This is a genomic window from Chryseobacterium sp. CG10_8, from assembly GCF_058117085.1.
In genome coordinates this window covers 1-21,201 of sequence record NZ_JBYVEB010000056.1, presented here as the reverse complement: position 1 = coordinate 21,201, position 21,201 = coordinate 1, and the positions used below count along the sequence as shown (strand labels likewise).

18 protein-coding genes are annotated in these 21,201 nt (G+C 35.5%); 2 read left to right on the top strand and 16 right to left on the bottom strand.

What is annotated here, in order from left to right; translation table 11 throughout:
• Positions 1–68 precede the first annotated feature (68 nt).
• Positions 69–971, bottom strand: coding sequence for an SPFH domain-containing protein (locus AC4AGG_RS10100; protein ID WP_489771873.1), 903 nt, complete (start codon positions 969–971; stop codon positions 69–71).
• 226 nt (positions 972–1,197) lie between these two features.
• On the opposite strand from AC4AGG_RS10100, the gene AC4AGG_RS10095 reads away from it, so the two are divergent.
• Both AC4AGG_RS10095 and AC4AGG_RS10090 read left to right on the top strand, forming a co-directional pair.
• A complete protein-coding gene (locus tag AC4AGG_RS10095) occupies positions 1,198–4,062 on the top strand; it encodes a S8 family serine peptidase (protein ID WP_489771872.1) in 2,865 nt (954 codons plus the stop codon).
• Between the two features lie 4 nt (positions 4,063–4,066).
• Entirely contained in the window at positions 4,067–5,887 is a 1,821-nt protein-coding gene (locus AC4AGG_RS10090; protein ID WP_489771871.1) for a hypothetical protein, read from the top strand.
• 5 nt (positions 5,888–5,892) lie between these two features.
• On the opposite strand, the gene dgt is transcribed toward AC4AGG_RS10090, so the two are convergent.
• The 15 genes from dgt to AC4AGG_RS10015 all read right to left on the bottom strand — a co-directional run bounded on the left by dgt (position 5,893) and on the right by AC4AGG_RS10015 (position 21,150).
• Positions 5,893–7,248 (bottom strand): dGTP triphosphohydrolase, encoded by a 1,356-nt coding sequence (dgt, locus tag AC4AGG_RS10085; protein ID WP_489771870.1) that lies wholly within the window; start codon positions 7,246–7,248, stop codon positions 5,893–5,895.
• Between the two features lie 70 nt (positions 7,249–7,318).
• The gene (locus AC4AGG_RS10080; RefSeq protein ID WP_489771869.1) at positions 7,319–7,897 is read right to left on the bottom strand and encodes a phage tail-like protein; all 579 of its coding nucleotides are present in this window, start codon (positions 7,895–7,897) and stop codon (positions 7,319–7,321) included.
• 372 nt (positions 7,898–8,269) lie between these two features.
• Entirely contained in the window at positions 8,270–8,833 is a 564-nt protein-coding gene (locus tag AC4AGG_RS10075; protein ID WP_489771868.1) for a phage tail-like protein, read from the bottom strand.
• Between the two features lie 73 nt (positions 8,834–8,906).
• Positions 8,907–11,630 (bottom strand): phage tail-like protein, encoded by a 2,724-nt coding sequence (locus tag AC4AGG_RS10070; RefSeq protein WP_489771867.1) that lies wholly within the window; start codon positions 11,628–11,630, stop codon positions 8,907–8,909.
• A gap of 438 nt (positions 11,631–12,068) precedes the next feature.
• Positions 12,069–14,930, bottom strand: a complete 2,862-nt coding sequence (gene gcvP, locus AC4AGG_RS10065) for an aminomethyl-transferring glycine dehydrogenase (RefSeq protein WP_489771866.1) — start codon at positions 14,928–14,930, stop codon at positions 12,069–12,071.
• A 375-nt stretch (positions 14,931–15,305) separates the two neighbouring features.
• The gene (locus AC4AGG_RS10060; RefSeq protein WP_489771865.1) at positions 15,306–15,956 is read right to left on the bottom strand and encodes a J domain-containing protein; all 651 of its coding nucleotides are present in this window, start codon (positions 15,954–15,956) and stop codon (positions 15,306–15,308) included.
• 81 nt (positions 15,957–16,037) lie between these two features.
• The gene (locus tag AC4AGG_RS10055; RefSeq protein WP_489771864.1) at positions 16,038–16,304 is read right to left on the bottom strand and encodes a hypothetical protein; all 267 of its coding nucleotides are present in this window, start codon (positions 16,302–16,304) and stop codon (positions 16,038–16,040) included.
• 206 nt (positions 16,305–16,510) lie between these two features.
• Complete coding sequence (locus AC4AGG_RS10050; RefSeq protein WP_489771863.1) at positions 16,511–16,843, bottom strand: hypothetical protein; 333 nt, start codon at positions 16,841–16,843, stop codon at positions 16,511–16,513.
• A gap of 11 nt (positions 16,844–16,854) precedes the next feature.
• The gene (locus AC4AGG_RS10045; RefSeq protein ID WP_489771862.1) at positions 16,855–17,412 is read right to left on the bottom strand and encodes an RNA polymerase sigma factor; all 558 of its coding nucleotides are present in this window, start codon (positions 17,410–17,412) and stop codon (positions 16,855–16,857) included.
• Positions 17,413–17,744: 332 nt separating this feature from the next.
• Positions 17,745–18,272 (bottom strand): hypothetical protein, encoded by a 528-nt coding sequence (locus tag AC4AGG_RS10040; RefSeq protein WP_489771861.1) that lies wholly within the window; start codon positions 18,270–18,272, stop codon positions 17,745–17,747.
• A gap of 14 nt (positions 18,273–18,286) precedes the next feature.
• On the bottom strand, positions 18,287–19,153 hold the full coding sequence (locus AC4AGG_RS10035; protein WP_489771860.1) for a VOC family protein: 867 nt from the start codon (positions 19,151–19,153) through the stop codon (positions 18,287–18,289).
• A gap of 192 nt (positions 19,154–19,345) precedes the next feature.
• Positions 19,346–19,690 carry an iron chaperone gene (locus tag AC4AGG_RS10030; protein WP_489771859.1) on the bottom strand — a complete coding sequence of 115 codons (345 nt, stop codon included), beginning with the start codon at positions 19,688–19,690 and terminating at the stop codon, positions 19,346–19,348.
• 132 nt (positions 19,691–19,822) lie between these two features.
• Positions 19,823–20,224, bottom strand: a complete 402-nt coding sequence (locus AC4AGG_RS10025) for an SRPBCC domain-containing protein (RefSeq protein WP_489771858.1) — start codon at positions 20,222–20,224, stop codon at positions 19,823–19,825.
• A 7-nt stretch (positions 20,225–20,231) separates the two neighbouring features.
• Positions 20,232–20,603 (bottom strand): DoxX family membrane protein, encoded by a 372-nt coding sequence (locus AC4AGG_RS10020; protein WP_489771857.1) that lies wholly within the window; start codon positions 20,601–20,603, stop codon positions 20,232–20,234.
• 97 nt (positions 20,604–20,700) lie between these two features.
• Entirely contained in the window at positions 20,701–21,150 is a 450-nt protein-coding gene (locus AC4AGG_RS10015; protein WP_489771856.1) for a nuclear transport factor 2 family protein, read from the bottom strand.
• Positions 21,151–21,201 lie beyond the last annotated feature (51 nt).

Below are 21,201 nucleotides of genomic sequence, written 5' to 3'. Positions count from 1 at the left end.
TTAATTTATTAAATCTACAAAAAAATCCGCCAAAATTGACGGATTTCAACATTTTAAATTAAGTAAATCTATTTACCTTTTTGCTGAATCTCCATTTGAGAAGCTGCCATCATAGAAGCCATCATATCATTCAACATATTACTTGCTGCAGTCGGGGAATTAGGCAACAATACCAGATTACTTCTGTTGGTAGCTCCAATCGCTTGCAATGTGTCATAATGTTGAGTCACCACAATTAAAGCTGATGCTTCTTGAGAACCAATATTTACTTCATTCAACACTCTTACAGACTCCTCCAAACCTTTTGCAATTTCACGTCTTTGGTCAGCGATACCTTGTCCTTGTAATTTTTTGGATTCGGCTTCTGCTTTTGCAACCGCTACAATTCGGATACGTTGAGCTTCTGACTCATATTCTGCCGCTGTTTTTTCGCGTTCTGCTGCATTAATACGGTTCATTGCATGTTTTACTTGTTCATCCGGGTCAATATCCGTTACCAAAGCTTTAATAATATCATAACCGTAACTTGACATAGCTTCTTGCAATTCTCCTTTTACAGCAACAGCAATATCATCTTTTCTCACGAAAACATCATCCAATTTCATCTTCGGAACCTCTGCTCTTACCACATCAAAAACATATGAAGTAATCTGTCCTTCAGGATATTCCAAACGATAATATGCATCTTTAACATTATCTCTTATCACCTGATACTGAACAGAAACTTTCATTTTCACGAAAACGTTATCCAAAGTTTTGGTATCAATAATAACATCTAATTGCTGAATCCTAAGATTCAGTCTTTTTGAAATTTGATCGATCAAAGGAATTTTCAAATGAAATCCTGCATGACGAACCGACTGAAATTTTCCAAATCTCTCAATAATTGCCGCGGTCTCCTGCTTTACTGTAAAGAAAGATGCGAACAATACTACCAATGCCAAAAAGGCAAATACTCCAATAAATCCCATAGTTTTAAAATTATATTCAGGTAAAAATAGGAAAAAAAATAGGATTTTCACCCTTGTTTATAGTTAAATCGATTCCTAATTTTACACTATTGTTTTTAAAAAAACACTTAACCAAAAACTCAGATTGCGCACCTTCACCAAAGCTAACAAGTGCTTTTGGACAACTTCTGACATGTATTCAGAATTCAATTGAACTTTTTCATTTAAAAAACTAAAACTATATTATATGTCTTTAGATGTCGACATTCTCAATGAATCGTATCAACGATTTCAGGAAGCTACTCAAAAAATAGAAGCCATCAAAAAAGGGATTGCAGAGAATCGTATTGGAGAAAAATCCTTAACCGAGCTTCAGATTGATAAAGCAGCTCTCGTTAGAAGAGCGTCCAAAGAAAATACTTCTCTTCCCGAAGCTTTGGAAAGAATTAATGGAGTACCCAATTTTCAGGACATCCATATTCTGAACAAAATTTTTAAAATCGCCGAATCCGTTGGTAGAATCAACATCAAAACAAGATATGGAAATACCGGGTTCGGGACTGGATTTCTTATCGCACCAGGAATTCTGATCACCAATAATCATGTATTTCCTGACCCAGAAACAGCCCAAAATTCGTTGGTTCAGTTTTACTATGAAATGGATGACAATGGCGTTTCCAAAAAGTTACAGACATACGGTTTCGAGCCTGATAAATTCTTCATCACCTCTTCTCATATCAAATCCGCAGACCAACCCACAAGCGGACTAGATTTTACGATCGTGGCGGTTTCTCAAAAATCAAAAGAAGGCAAAAACATTAATGATATCCCTTGTGTAACCCTTAATGAAAATCTTGGTAAAATTATCGACGGCGAGAATTGCGTGGTCATCCAGCATCCAAAAGGAGATTACAAAAAAATCGTCATGAAAGACATTAGAATGCTAACTCTAAAGGATGACTTTCTCATTTACGAATCAGACACTCTTCCAGGAAGTTCAGGCGCAGCTGTTATAGGTCTTGGAACAGGTGAAATTGTTGCACTCCACCACAGCAGTGTCCCAAGAAAAAATGCACAAGGTCAAATTTTAAGAAAAGATGGTGGTGTCTTCAGTAATGGAGACCCAGACGAATCAATAGATTGGATTGGTAACGAAGGAATCCGTGTAAGTTCTTTGATTCGTGGTATCAAGAACATCAAAGTTCCAAAAGAAATGGAAGTTTATAAAAAATCTGTTTTGCGCAATGCTATTATGAAAAATGAAGAAAAATCTGCAAACTCCACCGAACAGATTATTGACAATTCTACTTCTAACTCAACAGAAAAAGAAAAACCAATGAAAAACTCAAATAACCCAAGCGTCAACTCAGATGTTAATTCGAGTAACGATTCTACTTCCTATACTGAAGAAAAAATTCAATATTTTGAAATCGAACTAGTCAACATCTCTGCCATGCAAGATGATTGGAACAGTAATTTCAAAAAACTAGTTCCTCAAATGGTAAGCAATGAGGCTCTTTTTCCTTTTTCAACCATTGATTCGCAAAAGACAATGTATTATGTTGGTGTTCAATCTTCTGAAAACCCTTGGGAAATTGCAGCTAAATTAGAATCGCTACCTCAAATAAAAACTGCTACTCCTGATTTGCCCATGGATACTGATTTGCAATTCCCCTCCAAAAGCAATATCAATATCGCCGAATTTGACCTTTTAGAAAACATGAAAACCAGTAGTGTTGTAGGCAGACAAGATGATTTCAAAACAAAATGGAATGCTTCTCCCTACTTTGATGTTGTTAAAGATACATCAGAAGAACGTCAACGAAATTGGAACCGAATTGCAGTGGGACTTACCGAAACAACACCTGGAAAGAAAAACTACAGAACTGCCATTGAAAGCGATGCAGAAGCAATTCTAGAAAAAATAGCTTCTAGCAAAAAAAACTTCGAAGACATTAAAGATAGATTGCGAAATCTCAAACTGATTCAGTTAGATACTGGTTATACCGACCACGCAAAGGTGAAAGGAAGATTTAATTATGAAAATGACGAAGATTTTATCGATGGTTCTGACGCTCGTGATGAAATGAACAAGGGATTATTGAAACATCCGGGACATGGTACCAGAACCGCAAGTATTATCAACGGTGGAAAGATGTCTTACAAAAACGATGGCAACTCTGGAATCCTCACCAACAAAAACAAAGAGACTCTTCTAGAAGTAACACCTTATCGCATCGCTGAATCCGTCGTCTTGATAGGACGGGGCAAAAATATGGTTGATGCTATTAATCAAGCGGTCAACACTGGTGCTGATGTGGTTTTTATGTGCATGGGTAGTTATCCTCGCTTAATGATTGCTGAAGCAGCTAAATCTGCATACGAGAATGGTGTTATCTGGTGTTGTGCCGATGGAAATGAAGTAGAAACCATTGTGGCTCCTGCCCTATATCCGGGAACAATTGCGGTTGCTGCAATTAATCCCAATCAAAAGCCATGGCGCGGAAGTAGTTACGGAAAGGCGGTCGATATCGCAGCGCCAGGAGAAGATGTCTACGTCCCTTCGATGGATGAAAAACAAAACGAAATTATGGTTTTTGGAGATGGTACCAGTTACGCAACACCCCATGTGGCAGCAGCTGCAGCTTTATGGAAAGCTAAAAATTATGACGAAATTTATCGCTTATACAGCTTCCCTTGGCAAATCGTTGAAGCTTTTCGCTCCTGTTTAAAAAAATCTGTGTACAAACCCGATAATTGGGACACCGATAATTATGGCGCGGGAATATTGGACATTTCAAAATTATTAAAAGAAAAATTACCAGAACCTTCTGAATTACAAAATGCTTATAACAATTTCAAACAGACGGAATGGGATTTAGGAATTAGAGAAGGTGTCCATTTTCTTTGGAAAACCTTGATTAGGAAGATTACACCTGGAGCCCAATATGAAAGTTCTATCAACGAAATGATGATGACCGAACGAGGAAGAATTGCTATTTCTGCAATGACAGGTAACTCTGTTTCTAGCGTATTTGAGTCAGATTCACTCACTGCTACTCCTGACTCTGAGAAAATTCTAAAAATGTATTTTGACAGCTTTAAAAACTAAGATCATGACACCATATTTTGATTTACACTTGCATCCAGTCTTCAAAAATCATATCTGTAATTATGATGAGGCAATACCCAACTTTAGTAAGACTCCTAAGGAATATATGCAGCCAATTAGGATGACCAATGTAATTACTAACACCTTGGATAATCTTATCCTTCATATCCTGAAAAGCCAAAGCTCCGTGCAACAATGCCTAGATGGACAAATGAAACTTATTGTTGCAGGAATTTCTAATTTAGAATTTGGGTTTGCTGATAGCAAAGGTCTTTTTGGAAGCATACCCAAAAGTAATTTCTCTAATCCTTTGGATAAAAAATATTTTGATAAAGTAAGAGCCGGCGAAGTCTCTTATTACCGATTAATGTTGATGGAACTCAGTATCTATCGTTATCTTTACGAAAACGGAATTATCAATTATGCTTCCCGAAATCTAGAAAAAGGGAATAACGCTTCTTTGGAAGTTTGCTTCAGTCTAGAAGGGAGTCATAATTTCAGCAAATATCTTGTAGGAAATACCACTCAATTGGACTATGAAAAAGACCGATTAATCGATGCTGAAACCAAAAAAATGCTTTCTCAAGACGAACTTTGGAAAGAACTGATTCCTCGTAATAATGGAAACTGCAGCGAAAAAGACCCCATTAAAAATACTGATCCCGACTGTCTTCCTCATCACAGTCAAAATCCAGCGGACAATTTCGAATATTTTTACCACAGCTTATCTCGTTCTGGAATGGATTTGTTTTATTTGACACTTACCCATCTAACCCATATTAAGGAACAGATTTTAGCAACCCATGCCTTTGGTATGAAGATGCTGAAACATCCTTCATTTTTTCCATTCGGAAACGGTATTACCAATTTGGGCTACCAAGTTTTGAAGAAGTGCTACACTATGAAAAACCATAAAGGTGAAGCCAGACCAATTCTTATCGACATCAAGCATCTTGGGTTGAAATCACGTCAAGACTTGTATCAATTCAGGAAAAAATTTATTTCAACCAAATTTCCATCTACTGAAATTGACTACACCAAAATTCCACTAGTTGCTTCTCATATTGGTGTTACTGGCTATAGCTATAACGAATGGAAAAACGCCTTGGATACAGACCAATGTAAAGTTTACCATTACAAAGGTGCAAGAGCCATCGCTATCGAGACCAAGAGAAAGTCTTCAGGAAAATGGGGTTCATTTATCAATAATGATTTCAGCTATAACCCTTGGTCAATCAATTTGATGGATGAAGATATTGTAGAAGTCTTAAAAAGTGGAGGTTTGTTGGGAGTTAGTCTTGATGTAAGAATCTTAGGTTTTCAGGCTAAAGTCGGCTTTAATATGGCAGGAGACAGCGAGTTTTTGAGTACTGCCGATTTCCAAACGCATTTTCCGCAGATTTCCGTAAAAAATCTTCCCGTGGAAACCATGGAATCAATGGCTGTTACAGAAGAAGAAAGCTGGTTGGTACCAACAAAAGAGGACAGACATCCTATGGCTTTTTGTTTCAATGTCATCCATATTATACAAGTGGGTATCGTAAAAGCCGGTATGGAAAAACCGTGGAAAAACATCTGTATTGGAAGTGATTTTGACGGACTTATCGAACCTCTAAAAATATGTCCAGATTCCAAATCCTTAGACGAATTAGAAGCCAATCTTCATAAGTGGTTGTTAATAGCAGAAGAAGCCTATGTTCAGCAAAATGGTGGCAAAGCCATTCTCAACCAAAAATCGCAAAAAGAATTTAACGAGATTGTAGCAGGAATCATGGGCCAAAATGGAATTGATTTTTATAAAAAATGGAAAAATAATTTTCAGTAAAAATTTCACATCGTCATTCCAATATCAATTCCTTTGATTTTACGATAAAGGTCTGTGGCATAATTATCGGTCATCCCTGAAACAAAGTCGATAATACCCAAAACCTTTTGATAATCGCTGCTTCCATCGTAATTGAACTGCTCTGGAAGTAATTTCAGAGCCATTCTGTGATAAGATTTTCGCGATTCTTTTGGAGTCAAAATAGAGGGAATAAAATGGTTTAAGAGTTCATACATAACGTTGTAACCAGCATTTTCGATTTCGACTACTGCCCTATGTCCGTAGATTTTTGCGATGGAAAAGTCTTCAATTTTTTGCAAGGTTTTATTCTCTTTTTTGTAAATATCAAGCAAGGCTTTGTCTAAAGTTCCCTCTAAAATTCGATCAAAATTTTGCTGATAAATTTCTACAGATTTATTAATTAAAGCATTAATAACCTTTGCTCGCAGATAAGAAATCCGCTCATTAGCATTAGAAATATATGTCAATTTTTCTGCAACTCTTGAGATATTTTGATTTTCAGATTTGATTAAATCCATGAAAAGGTTTTCGCAATCAGATGTAGAAACAATCCCTAAACGATGCGCATCTTCCATATCAATAATATTGTAGCAAATATCATCTGCTGCTTCTACTAACCAAACAAATGGGTGTCTTTTATAAATCGTGGGCTCATCACTTTCAGAAATCATTTGAGTTCCTTTTGCAATGTTCAAAAAGGTCTCTTTTTCATTCTGAAAAAATCCGAATTTCTTCCGATTGATAACCCCTTTCTTCTTTGCGATGGCTTCACAAGGGTATTTTGCAATACTTGCCAACGTGGTAAAAGTGAGTTGAGTCCCACCAGAATCTTTACCGTTTTGTTGATGTGTCAGCACTCGAATGGCGTTAGCATTTCCTTCAAAATTGACCAAATCTGCCCATTCCTTCTCGTTGAATTTGGATTTTAATTCACTTTCATTCTTCTCAAAATAACTTGCAATGGCATCTTCCCCAGAATGCCCAAAAGCTGGATTACCAACATCATGACACAGACAAGCCGCCGCAATAACATTGCTCAAATTATAGAGATAAAAATTCTGAGAATCTTCCGACAAATCTGCTCTGAAATTATCAACGATAAATTCACCAATAATACTTCCCAAACTCCTACCAACAGAAGAAACTTCTAAAGAGTGAGTCAATCGATTATGAACGAAAACACTTCCAGGAAGCGGAAAAACTTGCGTCTTGTTCTGCAAACGTCTAAAGGCTGAAGAGAAAATAATCCTGTCAAAATCACGCTGAAAATCAGTTCGCGAAGAAATGCTTTGAGCATGATTACCACTTCGTTGATGCGTATAAATATCGTTGAGATTCATTCTTCAAAAATAGTGAAAATCATCAAAGAAAAAATCCTGAGAAAATATTCTCAGGATTTTATTATCGAATTTACGGTTTCCAGAAGCTCCATTTGCTTCCGTTGAAAACAGCGAGGCGTTTAGCTCCTGTTTTGTTGACATATACCATCATCCCTGGACTTGGACTTGGTATATTGTTAACATCACTTACTATTGGTAATACCATTGCCTTAGTCGTACTCTCCAACACCAAGACTCCATCTGCTGTCGTCGTGTCAGAACCTATAATCGCCTTGGAATCAACCTCTCTTGATGAAAACAAATTCTGGAACGTTAGTTCTGTTGAAACTGTTCCATCTTGTCCACTTAAGTCAGTCCAACCATCAGTTCCAGCTGTTGGGTTCTCATTATAGAATTTAACTCTTGCTCCTGTTGAATTTCTTGCATCTAAGATAATCGTTCCTGGTGTTGGTGAACTTGGTAAGGTTGTTACATAAGGTAAGATGATTCCTTTGTTCTTGTTCATCGGGAAATCTAATAGTACGGATGCCGTACTGAGGCTTCTCTCCTCTGCACTTCCTTTCTTTCCTCCTATCACTACTTGGGAATAAGCTAGGCTGCTTAAAGCAACCAAACTTAATCCTAGTATCTTTGTTTTTATATTTTTCATTGTTTTTTTTATAATTATTGCTTAAATGCCTAATTCAATAATTTTTTTTCATCTTTGTGACGTTAGTTTAACTGTTAGTTATTTTTCATTGTTTTACCAAAGAAACCATGATGATGAATATAGGCTTCATTACCATGTGGTTGAAGTATTCTCAAATTACATTCCCACACAAAACAAGCTACTAACAAAACGAAAAAAAACAATTTGACAATCAACGCGTTACAAACAAATAACTCAATTTCGATTATCTGAACTTTTTCCAAAATAAACGATGAATTCCATATATTGGAAAAAAAATAAAGAATATTGATAAAAAAAAGGCCTCGCTTTCGCGAGGCCCTTGAATTTCATAAAAACTATCACAAAATTTGATTACGGCTTCCAGAAGCTCCATTTGCTTCCGTTAAAAACAGCAAGACGCTTTGCGCCTGATTTATTAATATAGACCATCATACCAGGACTTGGACTTGGTATATTATTAACATCACTTACTATTGGAAGAACCATGGCTTTGGTCGTACTTTCTAAGACCAATACGCCATCTACTGTTGATGTTGACGCTCCAATAATCGCTTTAGAATTAGCTTCATTGGTTTGGTAACTATTTTGATAATTTATTTCACTAGTAACAACTCCATTTTGACCACTTAAATCTGTCCATCCATCACTTCCTGCCGCAGTGTTCAAATTATAGAATTTAACTCTAGCTTGAGATGGATTAGTCGCATCCAAAACCAGAGTGCCAGGAGTTGGTGATGCAGGCAATGCCGTTACATAAGGCAAAATAACACCTTTATTATTAGTATTCGCAAATTCTAACAATACTGAAGTTTTATTAGAAGCCGTACCTACTTTATCTCCAATGATAACCTGAGAAGATAAATTCGTAAATACTAATATCGAAAACAATGCGGTTAATAAATCTTTATTTTTCATCTTTCTATTTCGTTTAAGTTTAATTCTAAAGGGAATAAACATCAAATACTTCTATAAAATATTTAGCCCTAAATTATGGACACGCTGGTGTTGAAAAACAACTCCAAACTGTACCGTCATAGATTTTCAAGCATTTAGCATCTTTGTCATATACCATCATTCCTTCTACCGGATTCGTAATTGCAGTAACTTCAGCAGTAGTCATTCTGGTAATCACAAAGCCCTTTTTACTAGATTCCAAGACCGTATGCGCTGACTTACGATTCATTGGCCAATCATTACTAGAATCATGATCTCCAGCTCTTTTCATCAATGTAATCCCATGCTTTGTTGCAATACCTGTCGATACATTAGCAACACCATTATAACAAGCTGTTGTTGTACACCCGTCATTAATCAAGCTATTTGCAGAATTACCAATCCCCTGCCCACTTCCAACAGCTGTAGGCACACCATAAGTAGAACTTCCATAAGTTGAATTCACAATTATCCCGAAATTTATAGAACTTGATGCAGAACCCGAACCAACACCAATGGTTCCTGAAGAACCCACTAAATCAACTGAGGAAAAATTTCCACTTCCTTCAATAGCATCTGGACAGCCATCGTTATCAGCATCTAAATCCAAATGATTAAAAATTCCATCATTATCTGTATCTAAATTTGTGAAACAACTTAGACCATTAGTATCCCCTATTATACCAACTTCTGAAAACTGCACTGGAACTCTTGTATATGTAGTATTAATAATTAATTCAAAATGCGCTACACCATGATAACTTTTACTGAAAGTAAATGTTTGCAAAGAACCTGAGTTTAAAGCAGTAAAACCACTCTCAGTGCCTAATAAATAATTATTTTGGTCATATAATTTAATCGAAAAACTATTAATACCATCATTTTGTCCAGAACTAAAATTATGATCATTCCACAATATAAAAGAGCCAACATGACTATACACATGTTTGAGCGTATATCGTACTCCATTTCCTTTATTGTCATGCGTCGCTGGGACCCAATTTCCGCCACCATTATAACCTGTTGTTGTTCCCAAATCATAAGTTCCCGCTATACCCGTACCGCCATTTGCAGTACCACCTCCCCAACCAGTAAATTGCCCAGTTCCAATACCGGTAATACCTTGACTTGACACGATTTTAACCGCTTGACCAGCACCAGAGTAGGTAACATACTCACAAGTTCCACCTTCACTGATATCCAAAATACCATCATTATCATCATCCAAATCACAAACATCTCCAATACCGTCTCCATCAGAATCTATGAAGTTTATTGATCCACTTAAACACGGGTCCGTACATTCCGATGACAAAATAGATGCGTTTTGTGAGGATCCTGCACCTTGACCCTGATCCGCACCAAAATCAGCAGAACCACCACTATTTACAATAGTTGGGACTCCATTAGGATCCACAGTTATTCCAAGATTCTTATTAGCAGCTATAGAACCTGCTCCAACAACTGCCGAGCCACCAGCAGAAACTAACTGAGATAAGGCAACATTTTCATCTCCTTCAATAGCATCAAGACAGCCATCATTATCGCTATCTAAATCCAAACGATTAACAATTCCATCTCCGTCAAGATCCGAATCGGTATAACTACACGGTAAGAAATTAATTGGCGCTGTGTTATCTCCTGTAGTCGAGATATACTTCACCCCTAATTGATTAATATTAAAAAACTGAATAGACCAATTATTATCACCTCCTATTCCAAAATTAAGTTGCACAGAAGTTGGGGAAGCGTTTGTTATAGTAAAATCTGCCACACCTCCATCCTTGATAACATAGTATCCATCTGTTGGAATTGTGAAAACATAAACGTCATTATTGGAGGTTGAGCCAGCAAGTGTAATGTTTTCTGAAACAGTTAATGAAATTTTATTGCTAAATGTCATTAAACCACCCATTGCAGCACCACCACCTCCTCTACCAAAAGCTAAGTCTCCAGTATTATTTCCCCTCAGATTTGGCCATGACGGAGCAGTAGTCCCACTTTTATCCGTAATCTGAAAACTAAAAGTCGTCCCTGTATAAACAACATTGGAAGTAGTTAAAAGTCGATTGCTAATAACAACATCTCCAATGGAAGGATTACTCGCCATACCTGAGAGATTAAGACCAGCAGTTGAACAGATTTTATTCGTTTCGTACTCATCTAAAATCCCATCGTTATCATCATCTAAATCAAAAAAATTACAAACTCCATCTCCATCATAATCATCAGCATCGGTCGTTCCTCCTACAACTCCGGCACATTGAAGATTGTACTGAAAATTAAATGGTAACTTTTTGTCAAATTTAGCACCGACCTCTAAGTCCCAATCGCCCCCTTCTCCTGAGATATCATCTGAAGCTGAAACTTTGACCTGCAATTCTTTCGCAATATAACTTACTGCTCTCTGACCTATTTGACCCTTACCAAATTCACAGCCATAAATTAGAATTTGTTTTCCTTTTAGATCATAGTTCTTCAAAAAAGCAACAATTTGTTTTTGATCTAACCATTCTCCCTTGATTAATAAATAGCCTGGTTTAGCATGAGAAAAAATGAAAAAATAATTTTCAGAAACCTTTGCAATTGAATTAGTAAAAACCTGTGCATCCCTTACCGAAAAATCGATGAAATAATTAGATGAGTTAACTACACTACAGTTAGTATATAATTTTTGATTCTGAAATCCAATACATCCTTCTGGATTTCGAGAAAACAACATCATACTACACAGAAAAAATAGCACGCTGAGCACTACAAATTGTTTTTTGATTGTCATATTATTATTCATTTTGTGAGATTCATATATCAACAACTTTTGATTCTTAAATTATAAATCAGCAGAAGAAAGATGAAATGCTACTTCGAGAAATAACTCGCACAATTTTTCACAACACCATCCTCAATAATTTCTTCTAAATCAATAATTATTAAGCTTAAATTTTATTTTAGATATCAAGTAAACTCAGTAATCCGCTAATACAGCACTTCATCACTACAATTTAATACAAAACTCAAAAATCAAATCGTTAAAATTATCTAATTAATAAAATTATCTTACTATTTTAACGATTTCAATGCCAATATAAGATTATTTATATACATAACATAATACAAAAAGGCATTTAGTGTAAAATATATAATATATTTATAAATAAGAAATAAAAAAAACGCCGAAATCAAGATTTCGGCGTTTTATATTAATAAAATATTTTTTTTAAGACATGTAACTTTCGATTGGTTCGCAGGTACAAACGAGATTTCGATCCCCAAAAGCTTCGTCTACTCTCGAAACTGAAGCCCAGAATTTATGATCTCGTACCCAATCCAATGGATAAGCAGCCTTTTCTCTGCTGTATGGTTTATCCCAAGAATCAGAGATAACAATCTGTTGCGTATGTGGTGCATTTCGCAGAACATTGTTTTCTGCATCTGCATCACCATTGACTATTTCTTCAATCTCTTTTTTGATACTAATCAAAGCTTGAGCAAAACGATCGATTTCTTCCTTACTTTCGGATTCAGTTGGTTCAATCATCAAGGTACCAGCAACTGGGAAAGATACTGTTGGAGCATGGAATCCATAATCCATCAATCTCTTCGCCACATCAGCTACCTCAATTCCAATAGATTTAAACTGTCTAAAATCAACGATACACTCATGCGCCACTCTTCCATTCTGATTCGCATATAGAATTGGGAAATGTTCTGCAAGAACTTCTTTCAAGTAATTCGCGTTAAGAATTGCATGCTCTGTAGCTTTCTTAAGACCAGATGTCCCAAGCATTTTGATATAAGCATAGGAAATATTCAGTACTAATGAAGAACCGTAAGGCGCTCCTGAAATTGCATCAATCGCTTCTTTTCCACCAATTTTAATATTTGGATTTGAAGGTAAAAATGGAACCAAATGCTTTGCAACACAAATCGGACCTACTCCAGGACCTCCACCTCCATGAGGGATAGCAAATGTTTTATGTAAATTAAGATGACAAACATCCGCTCCAATCTTCCCAGGACTTGTGAATCCTACTTGAGCATTCATATTAGCACCATCCATATAAACTTGACCTCCATGTTGGTGAATCAAATCTGTAATTTCAACGATATTTTCATCAAAAAATCCGTAAGTCGAAGGATATGTAATCATTGCACAACTAAGATTTACACTGTGCTCTTCAGCTTTAGCCTTCAAATCTTCGAAGTCGATAGTACCGTTTTCTAAATTTTTAACAACAACCACCTTCATACCGGCCAAAACAGCCGATGCAGGATTGGTTCCATGTGCAGATTGAGGAATCAAAACAATATTTCTATGTTTTTCTCCTCTACTTTTGTGATATTCTCTAATCACCATCAACCCAGCATACTCTCCTTGAGCTCCAGAATTTGGCTGAAGAGACGTTCCAGCGAAACCAGTAATCTCCGCCAAATCACTTTCCAATTCCTTAATCATCTGCTGATATCCACCTGCTTGTTCTGTAGGAACAAAAGGATGAACACTTCCCCATTCTCCCCATGAAAGTGGCAACATTTGAGTTGCAGCGTTCAACTTCATCGTACAAGAACCCAAAGAAATCATCGAATGCGTTAAAGACAAATCCTTATTCTCCAATCGCTTGATATAACGCATCAATTCGGTTTCGGTATGATATTTATTGAATACGTCCTCAGTAAGAATAGCGTCTTTTCTCAATAATCCATCAGGAATTGTAATTTCCTCTTTTACCTGAAGACGGAATCCTTGTTTCAATTTAAATTGAGCAAAACACTCGACTAACAAATCTAACTTTTCTGTTGTTGTAGATTCGTTGATAGACATACTCACTACACCCTCAGTGAAATAATTCAAGTTAATTTCCCTTCCACGCATTAATCGCATCAGCGACATTTTTTCCTCTTCGTGAATTCTGATTTTTACAGTATCGAAAACTGGCTCATCAACAACATCATAACCTAACGTTCTCAAAGCCTGATTAAGCGCATTGGTTTTGTAATGAATTTGATTTGCGATATATTCTAAACCTTTTGGCCCATGATATACGCAATACATCCCAGCCATTACTGCTAAAAGAACTTGAGCTGTACAAATATTAGAAGTCGCTTTTTCTCTTTTAATATGTTGCTCTCTCGTCTGAAGCGCCATTCTTAAAGCTCTTCCACCATATTTATCTTTAGAAACTCCAATAATTCTACCAGGAATTTCTCTTTTATAGTCTTCTTTACAAGCAAAAAATGCAGCGTGAGGACCTCCATAACCCATCGGAACACCGAATCTCTGAGAAGTACCCACCGCACAATCAGCTCCCATATCAGCTGGTGATTTCAATTTCACCAAAGCCATTGGGTCACAAGCAACCGCAACTTGTAATGCAAATTCTTTGTAATACTTGATGTTATCTGTATAGTCGTAGATAACTCCATTTTTACCAGGATATTGAAGCAGCACCCCAAAATAAGTATCGTTAAACTGATGATTCTTGTGATTACCAACAATAATATCAATTCCCAAACCTTCTGCTTTTGTTTTTAAAACTGCAATTGTCTGAGGAAGTACTAAATCAGAAACAAAAAACTTCTGCGCTCCCGCTTTCTTTTGATCACGAGTTCGACTTTCGAAAAACATGTGCATTGCTTCAGCTGCTGCAGTGGATTCATCCAAAAGAGATGCGTTAGCTAAAGGAAACCCTGTAAGGTCACAGACTACCGTTTGATAATTTAACAAAGCTTCTAACCTTCCTTGTGCAATCTCAGCTTGGTAAGGTGTATAAGCAGTATACCATGAAGGATTTTCGAAAATATTTCTTTTAATCGCTGCTGGCAAAATCGTATTATGATATCCAAATCCAATGTAATTCATAAAATCGGCATTCTTAGTTGCCAATGATTTAGAATGACGTATCATTTCATATTCCGAAAGAGGTTCCGATAGCTCCAAATCTCTATCTAATCTAATGGAAGCCGGAATGGTCTCCGAAATAAGTTGATTGACATCAGAAACTCCCACTTTTTCTAACATTTCTGCTTTGTCGGCTTCATTCATGGAGATGTGTCGATACACGAAATCTACTGTATTCATAAGTATTTCTAAGGTTTTAATAACTGAATTATAAAAAAAATCTGAGGTTCGTAAAAATACAATTTTTTTATGACTTTTATCAAGGAAAAAATCAATTAAAGGCATTTTTAAAAATCTGAAAATTGGCTCGAAAAATCATTTCCCCTTCAATGAAATGATCGTAAGCAATAATTTTTCGTAAAAGTATTGTTTTTATTTATTCTAAATAACATCTTTGCAAAGTGAATAACATTATTCCATTCAAAGTTCCACCTTTGACTCCCATGTTAAATCGGAGTGAAGAAATCTACTGCGGCAAGAAAACGTGTTGTAAAAAATTTAAGAAGGGAAAACGTTGCAAAAAATGTCCTGGCCGACTAAAAATGGCTTAAAATCCTATTTCCCAAGCAAGAAAGCCAACACAGTCACGGTTAAAACCAAAATAAGAACGGCCAAAATTACCTTTACATAACTCGGAACCCCAAGCGGATTACCTTCTGATTTTTCTTGACTTTTAAAAAACTCTTTAGCGTCCTCTTTTACTCGTTCTGGCTCCTTTTCGAAGGTTTCAAAAATAGTAATCGCCTTAACCACAGTATTGTTCAACAAAGTGTTGGTAGCATGAAGAATCAAATAAAATTTACCATTTTTAAACTCCGTTATCTTAATGGTTTTTTCGCCATAGGCACTTTCTAATCCAAAAGGAAGAATCTTCACTACATCCGCGTTAAGCGTTGTCCATTTGATGGTGACTTTATCTCCTTTCATCACCCTAACTTCGCTGACTGTAAAAGTTCTAATAATCGGAGGTTGAACTGACCGATAACTTCTTTCTCTTTGTCCCAAATCTCCATCATACAACCTACGTTTCTCAGAATTACTCAAAACTTCGTAAGCCTCCTGAATCTCTCGAAAGCGTTCAACAAAAAAGTCGTCATCAGGATTTTTATCAGGATGATATTTCAACGAAAGCTTTCGGTACGCCTTTCTGATTTCATCATCAGATGCATCTTTTTTAACGCCAAGAAAATAATAGTAATCTTTCAAAATGATGGTTTGCGGTACAAAAATAAAAAAACGGAAAGAAAAGTCTTTCCGTTACAAAAGTAATAAAGTGAATTGGAATTATTATGCTTCCGATTTTTCTGTCTTGCATGAACGATGATGACATTTGGAAGCAAACTGAGTTTTGAATTTATTCTTCAGCTCTGCATACTTTTCGTCATCGAGTTCCCTAATTTTGTCAGCAAATCCGAAAGGCGTTCTTTCTTTGATATCATACTCTTCGAAAATGCCTTTCATAAATTTTCTTCTTTCTGACATTTTTTTAGCAACCATCGCTACTCCCACTACTGCAAGTGCACCTAAAGCACCTTTTAAACCTGAATTTTTCATATTTTTTATTTTAAATTATCAACTAATGTTGTTTTTATGATAGACGGACAATTATGAGTTTTACTTTAAAAATCTTGAATTTAGCCTGAATTTATTCCAAAATCTTCGCCCCCTCAGTTTTGTGTAAAAAATTAAACCACAGAGAACACAGAGAAAAATGAAAATCAACAAAAAAAGCGAACCTCATCAGTTCGCTTTTCTATCATTTATCGTTTGCAAAAAGGATTGCTTCCGAATTTTTCTTTTAGTTTTTCTTTAAATTTTTCACGCTCTTCATCAGTCATTCCTTCCATTTTGCGTTCGAGCATTCTACCTTTGAAGTCTTCTCCACACTGTCCTTTTCCAAATTTGCAATTTAATCCTCCGAACAAAATTTTACTTAAAACTAAAATCCCCATCGCTTGCCAAAATGTTATGGATTTAACACCCGTAACTTCGGGTAAAATGGCGTTCCACAAGTACATTACTACAAAAGTTATCGCAAAAAGGAGTATCGGAAATAGGAGGAAAAGAAATCCTTTTTTTCTATTATTATTCATTTTTTTTTAATTTACTGGTTCATTAAGTCGTCATAAAGTCTCTTCAATTGTGTACGAAGATATTTCACGGCATATTGTTTTCTACTGATAATCGTTTTGATATTTTCTCCTTGTTCATCGGCAATTTGTTGCAACGTTTTATCATTAAGTTCGTTCTCTACAAAAACCAAACGTTGTTTTTCTGGAAGTTCTTCTAAAGCTTTATACAATTCCTTCCAAACCTCATCTTGAAACATCTTTAGTTCGGGACTTTCGGATTCGTCTTTCAACAAAATTTCTCGAATGACAAAATCGCCTTCTTCATCTTCATAACCGAAATCCTCAAGATTTTCAGTAGTCTTCTTTCGATAGCGGTCGATTATTTTATTGTTAGTCACTCGATACAACCAACCTCCGACATTCGCAATTTCGGACAAATTGGTCAAATTGCTGAATTGTACCCAAACTTCTTGCAAAATATCTTCTGCATCTTCAGTATTCTTCACCTTTGGACGAATGAAAGACATCAATCTTCCACCGTAATTTTTCACGGTTTGAGTAATGATATTTTCCTTTTCGGTTTGGGACATTAGAAAGTTTCCTGTAATTTCCATACTCCCATGACGAACGAAAGTAGGGCTTTACTTTAAATTATTTTAAATTTTTTAAAAATATACGTTTTATAGTTTTTAGCGCAAGGACCGTAAAGATTTTGTTTAAATAATTAACTGTTTTAGGGGCGTAAAGGTGTTTCACTTAGCAATGTTTCAAAATTTTTGATTCTCATGATAAAAAGAGATAGTCAATATTTGCTATTGAAATTTGAGATTTCTTCAATATAAATTTTGGCTAAAGCCAAATGATTCTACTTTTTTGAAAACGGGCTAAAGCCCGTTCCTACTGATAAATTTTTGCAAAAGAATCAATTAATAATCTCTGCTTCAATTAACTTTTTTACTGCCCTATTCTCTGTAAAAGTTGGATAATTTAATCTAAACCTTTCAGTTAATACTGTAAAATAAATTTTATTGTTTTTTAGAAGAAAAACTTTTATGTATTTATTAGAGTCTACATCATCTTCAACAAAAATAATTGCTTTCGAATTATTTCTAAACGGCAACCAGCCTTTTCTTTGAGAAAGCTTATTTAAAATCTTTTTATTTTCTTCTTCGTTATTTTTTGTTTCAATTATCCTCAAACGCTTTTCTGTCAGTTTTGTATATACAACAATGCAAACAATTAACAGAATGAAAAAATAAATGTAAATGAAAAAAATTTCGTTTTCATTAAATTCCGCTTGACTTTTAGTCAATGTAAATGTAGAAAAACTCAATGCTAAAACAATAAAAACATGAGTAAAAGTATCAAACTTATCAAACCATGATTCTCTATATATTAACCACTTTTTTTCTATACTTTTTTCAAAATTTATCTCTGAAATTGTTTTCATGAAACAAAATAAATTTAGGAATTATAAGCACTCTCCAAATCAGCAATCACAATTTTTTGCATTCCCAACATGGCTTCCACGACTTTTTGAGCTTTTGCAGGATTGTCGAAATCGTTCATTAATTGCAATAATCTTTTGGGAACAATTTGCCAATTGAACCCGAACTGATCTTTCAACCAACCACATCTGGATTCTTGACCTCCATCAGAAATCAAAGAGTTCCAATAATGGTCGGTTTCTTCTTGATCATCGGTCATTACCACCATCGAAATTCCTTCATTAAAATCAAATTGATGGTCGTAAGAATTGTCCATGCAGAAAAACGTGTAACCATCTAAATCAAAATGCGCATGCTGAACATTTTCAGGAATTTCGTGCGTTTCGTTCCCTACTCCATCTCCATATTTCAAAACTCCGCCAATCTGTGAATTCGGGAAAATAGAGGTATAAAACTCCATTGCTTTCATTGCTTTTCCATTATTTTGATGAATGAACATCAAGGTTGGAACGATTTTTTGGTCACCTTGTTTTTGACCTAAATAAACTTGCCAAGTCACACCAAATCTATCTCTGACCCAACCATACTTTTTGCTCCAAGGATATTCGCCCAGTTCCATCAAGACGATTCCGCCTTCAGCTAAAGGATTCCAATATTTTTCAACTTCTTCTTCGGTTTCACACAAAACCATGAAAGATACCGTAGCGTTTTTGATGAATTGAGGACCACCGTTTAAAAGCATTAAACGTTGTCCAAATAATTCAATATTAATTACAACGGGAGAATCCACCGTAATTTTTCCGCCAAAAGTTTCGCAATAAAACTCAGCAGATTGTTTTGCGTCTCCATCGTACCAAAGACATGGAAATAGGTCGTTATTCATTTTTTTTGGTTTTAGGGATTAGGGAAAAGGTGTTAGATGTTAGACACGAGAGCCGAGACACGAGATATGAGACATAAGACGAGAAATTCGTATTGTATTTATTGAAAATATACCTTTTTACTTTTTCCTTGGCTTTTCATTATTTTTTCTTGGCTCTTGGTTCTTGATTCTCGGTTCTTGGTTCTTGGCTCTTTAACCCTGTTTTAAAATATGTTCTTTTCGGAATTTCACAACTTTTCGGACTAAATCGAACGGAATTTCTTGATTTAGGGGAAACTGAACGGAACCTTTGCCTTGCTTGTATTTCGAAAAATCTTCAGCAAATGCTTCATGTCCGTTTGGAGTAGCATAAAATCCAATATGCTTTTTGTAACCCGCAAAATACACCAAAGGTTTTCCTATCAAATAATAACCGGGCATTCCGTAAGAGATTCTCTCCTCAGCTTCAGGAACTTCTTCCATAATAATAGCTCTTACTTGTTCAAGCAAGTTTTGAACTTCTTCGGGAAATTGGGAAATATATTCGGTTACGTTCATTTTTTGGGTGGGTTTCGGGTTGCGAGTTGTGAGTTTCGGGTTACACGTTTTCGAGTTCAATTTTTTTTTCTTAAGATTCACTTATTCAAACTCGTATCTCGTTACTCGAAACCTGAAACAGATTAGTTATTCTCAGTATAAGTTTTTAAAATTCTCCAAAATTGCTTTCCAACCTTGCTCTTGCATTTCGGGTGGATTTTGACTTTCAGGTTCAAAAGTTTGAGTAACATTAACTGCTCCATCATTTTCTTGAAAAATCACTTCTACTTTTCGGTCGTCTTCCAAATGGTATTTTAGGAGTTCATTGGTTTTAATTTCATCAAAAAATCCATTCAAATCGAATCCAAAACTTCCGTCTTTAGCTTCCATTCGGTACGAGAAATTTCCTCCTTCAACCAAATTACTTTCTGCTTTTGGGCATTGCCATGATTCGTGACCAAAATTCCATCCTGTGACATGATTAGGATTGGTAAAGTAATCCCAAACTTTCTCTAAAGGAGCATTAATAGAAGTTTCTATCTTAATTGTAGTCATATTAATTTTAAGAAAATATCGATTTTATTTTACTCCAATTATCACCAATCATCCAAAGGTTAATAAGAAATAAAACTCCTGCGATAGCTAAACCTTCTGGCATAAAAGTCAAATTATGAGCTACAATTCCGACCATCACTGGTAATGCCATCAAAGCACCCAATGTTCTTGTTTTTGGAAGCAAGATTAAAATTCCGCTTAAAAGTTCAATAATCCCTGTCAAAGGCATAATCCATTTCAGGGTTACAAAAGCCTCAAAAGCATTTTTCATTTCGCCTTCCATTGGTGGCATCGGCATGTAATGGAAAAATTTATCCAACCCTGCATTAATGAACATTAATGCAAATAGACTAAAAACAATGGTCTTAACAATTTTCATAGTTATGGTATTTAAAGTTTAACCAAAAATAAATGATTTTTTTCAAAAACAAAGTTATTAGTCCAATAAAAAAGACCTTTTAGTAAGGTCTTCAATTCTAATTTTGTGAGTTATCGAAGTAGGTGTAGTCTTTTGTGATTTTACCCTTTTCTATCGTAAAAACGGTGCAAATTGGTAATTCAAATTTGGTTTTATCGGGATTCGTTCCCTTTGAAACAAACTCTATAATCACATTTTTCTCTCCCGATGGATAAACTGCAACAACCGAGTCCTTGACATCTGGAAACATTTTTTGCAACTCCGAATATTCGCTAACAATCTGTTCATGAGCTTTTTGATGCGGTTTCATCTTTGAAGTTGGCTCTTTGAATTCGGCATTTTCAATATAAAGATTTGCCATTTTTTGCCAATCATGATTATTGAACTCTACAAAAACCTGCTTTGCAATTTTCACATTTTCTTCATTCTCCACTTTCATTATTTTTTCTTCTTTTTGCACACAAGAAAAAAGACTTAATGAAGTAAAAAGTACAATCAATTTTTTCATAAAATAAATATTTGGAGCTAATTTAAACTTGCAAAATATTTTTAACATTAA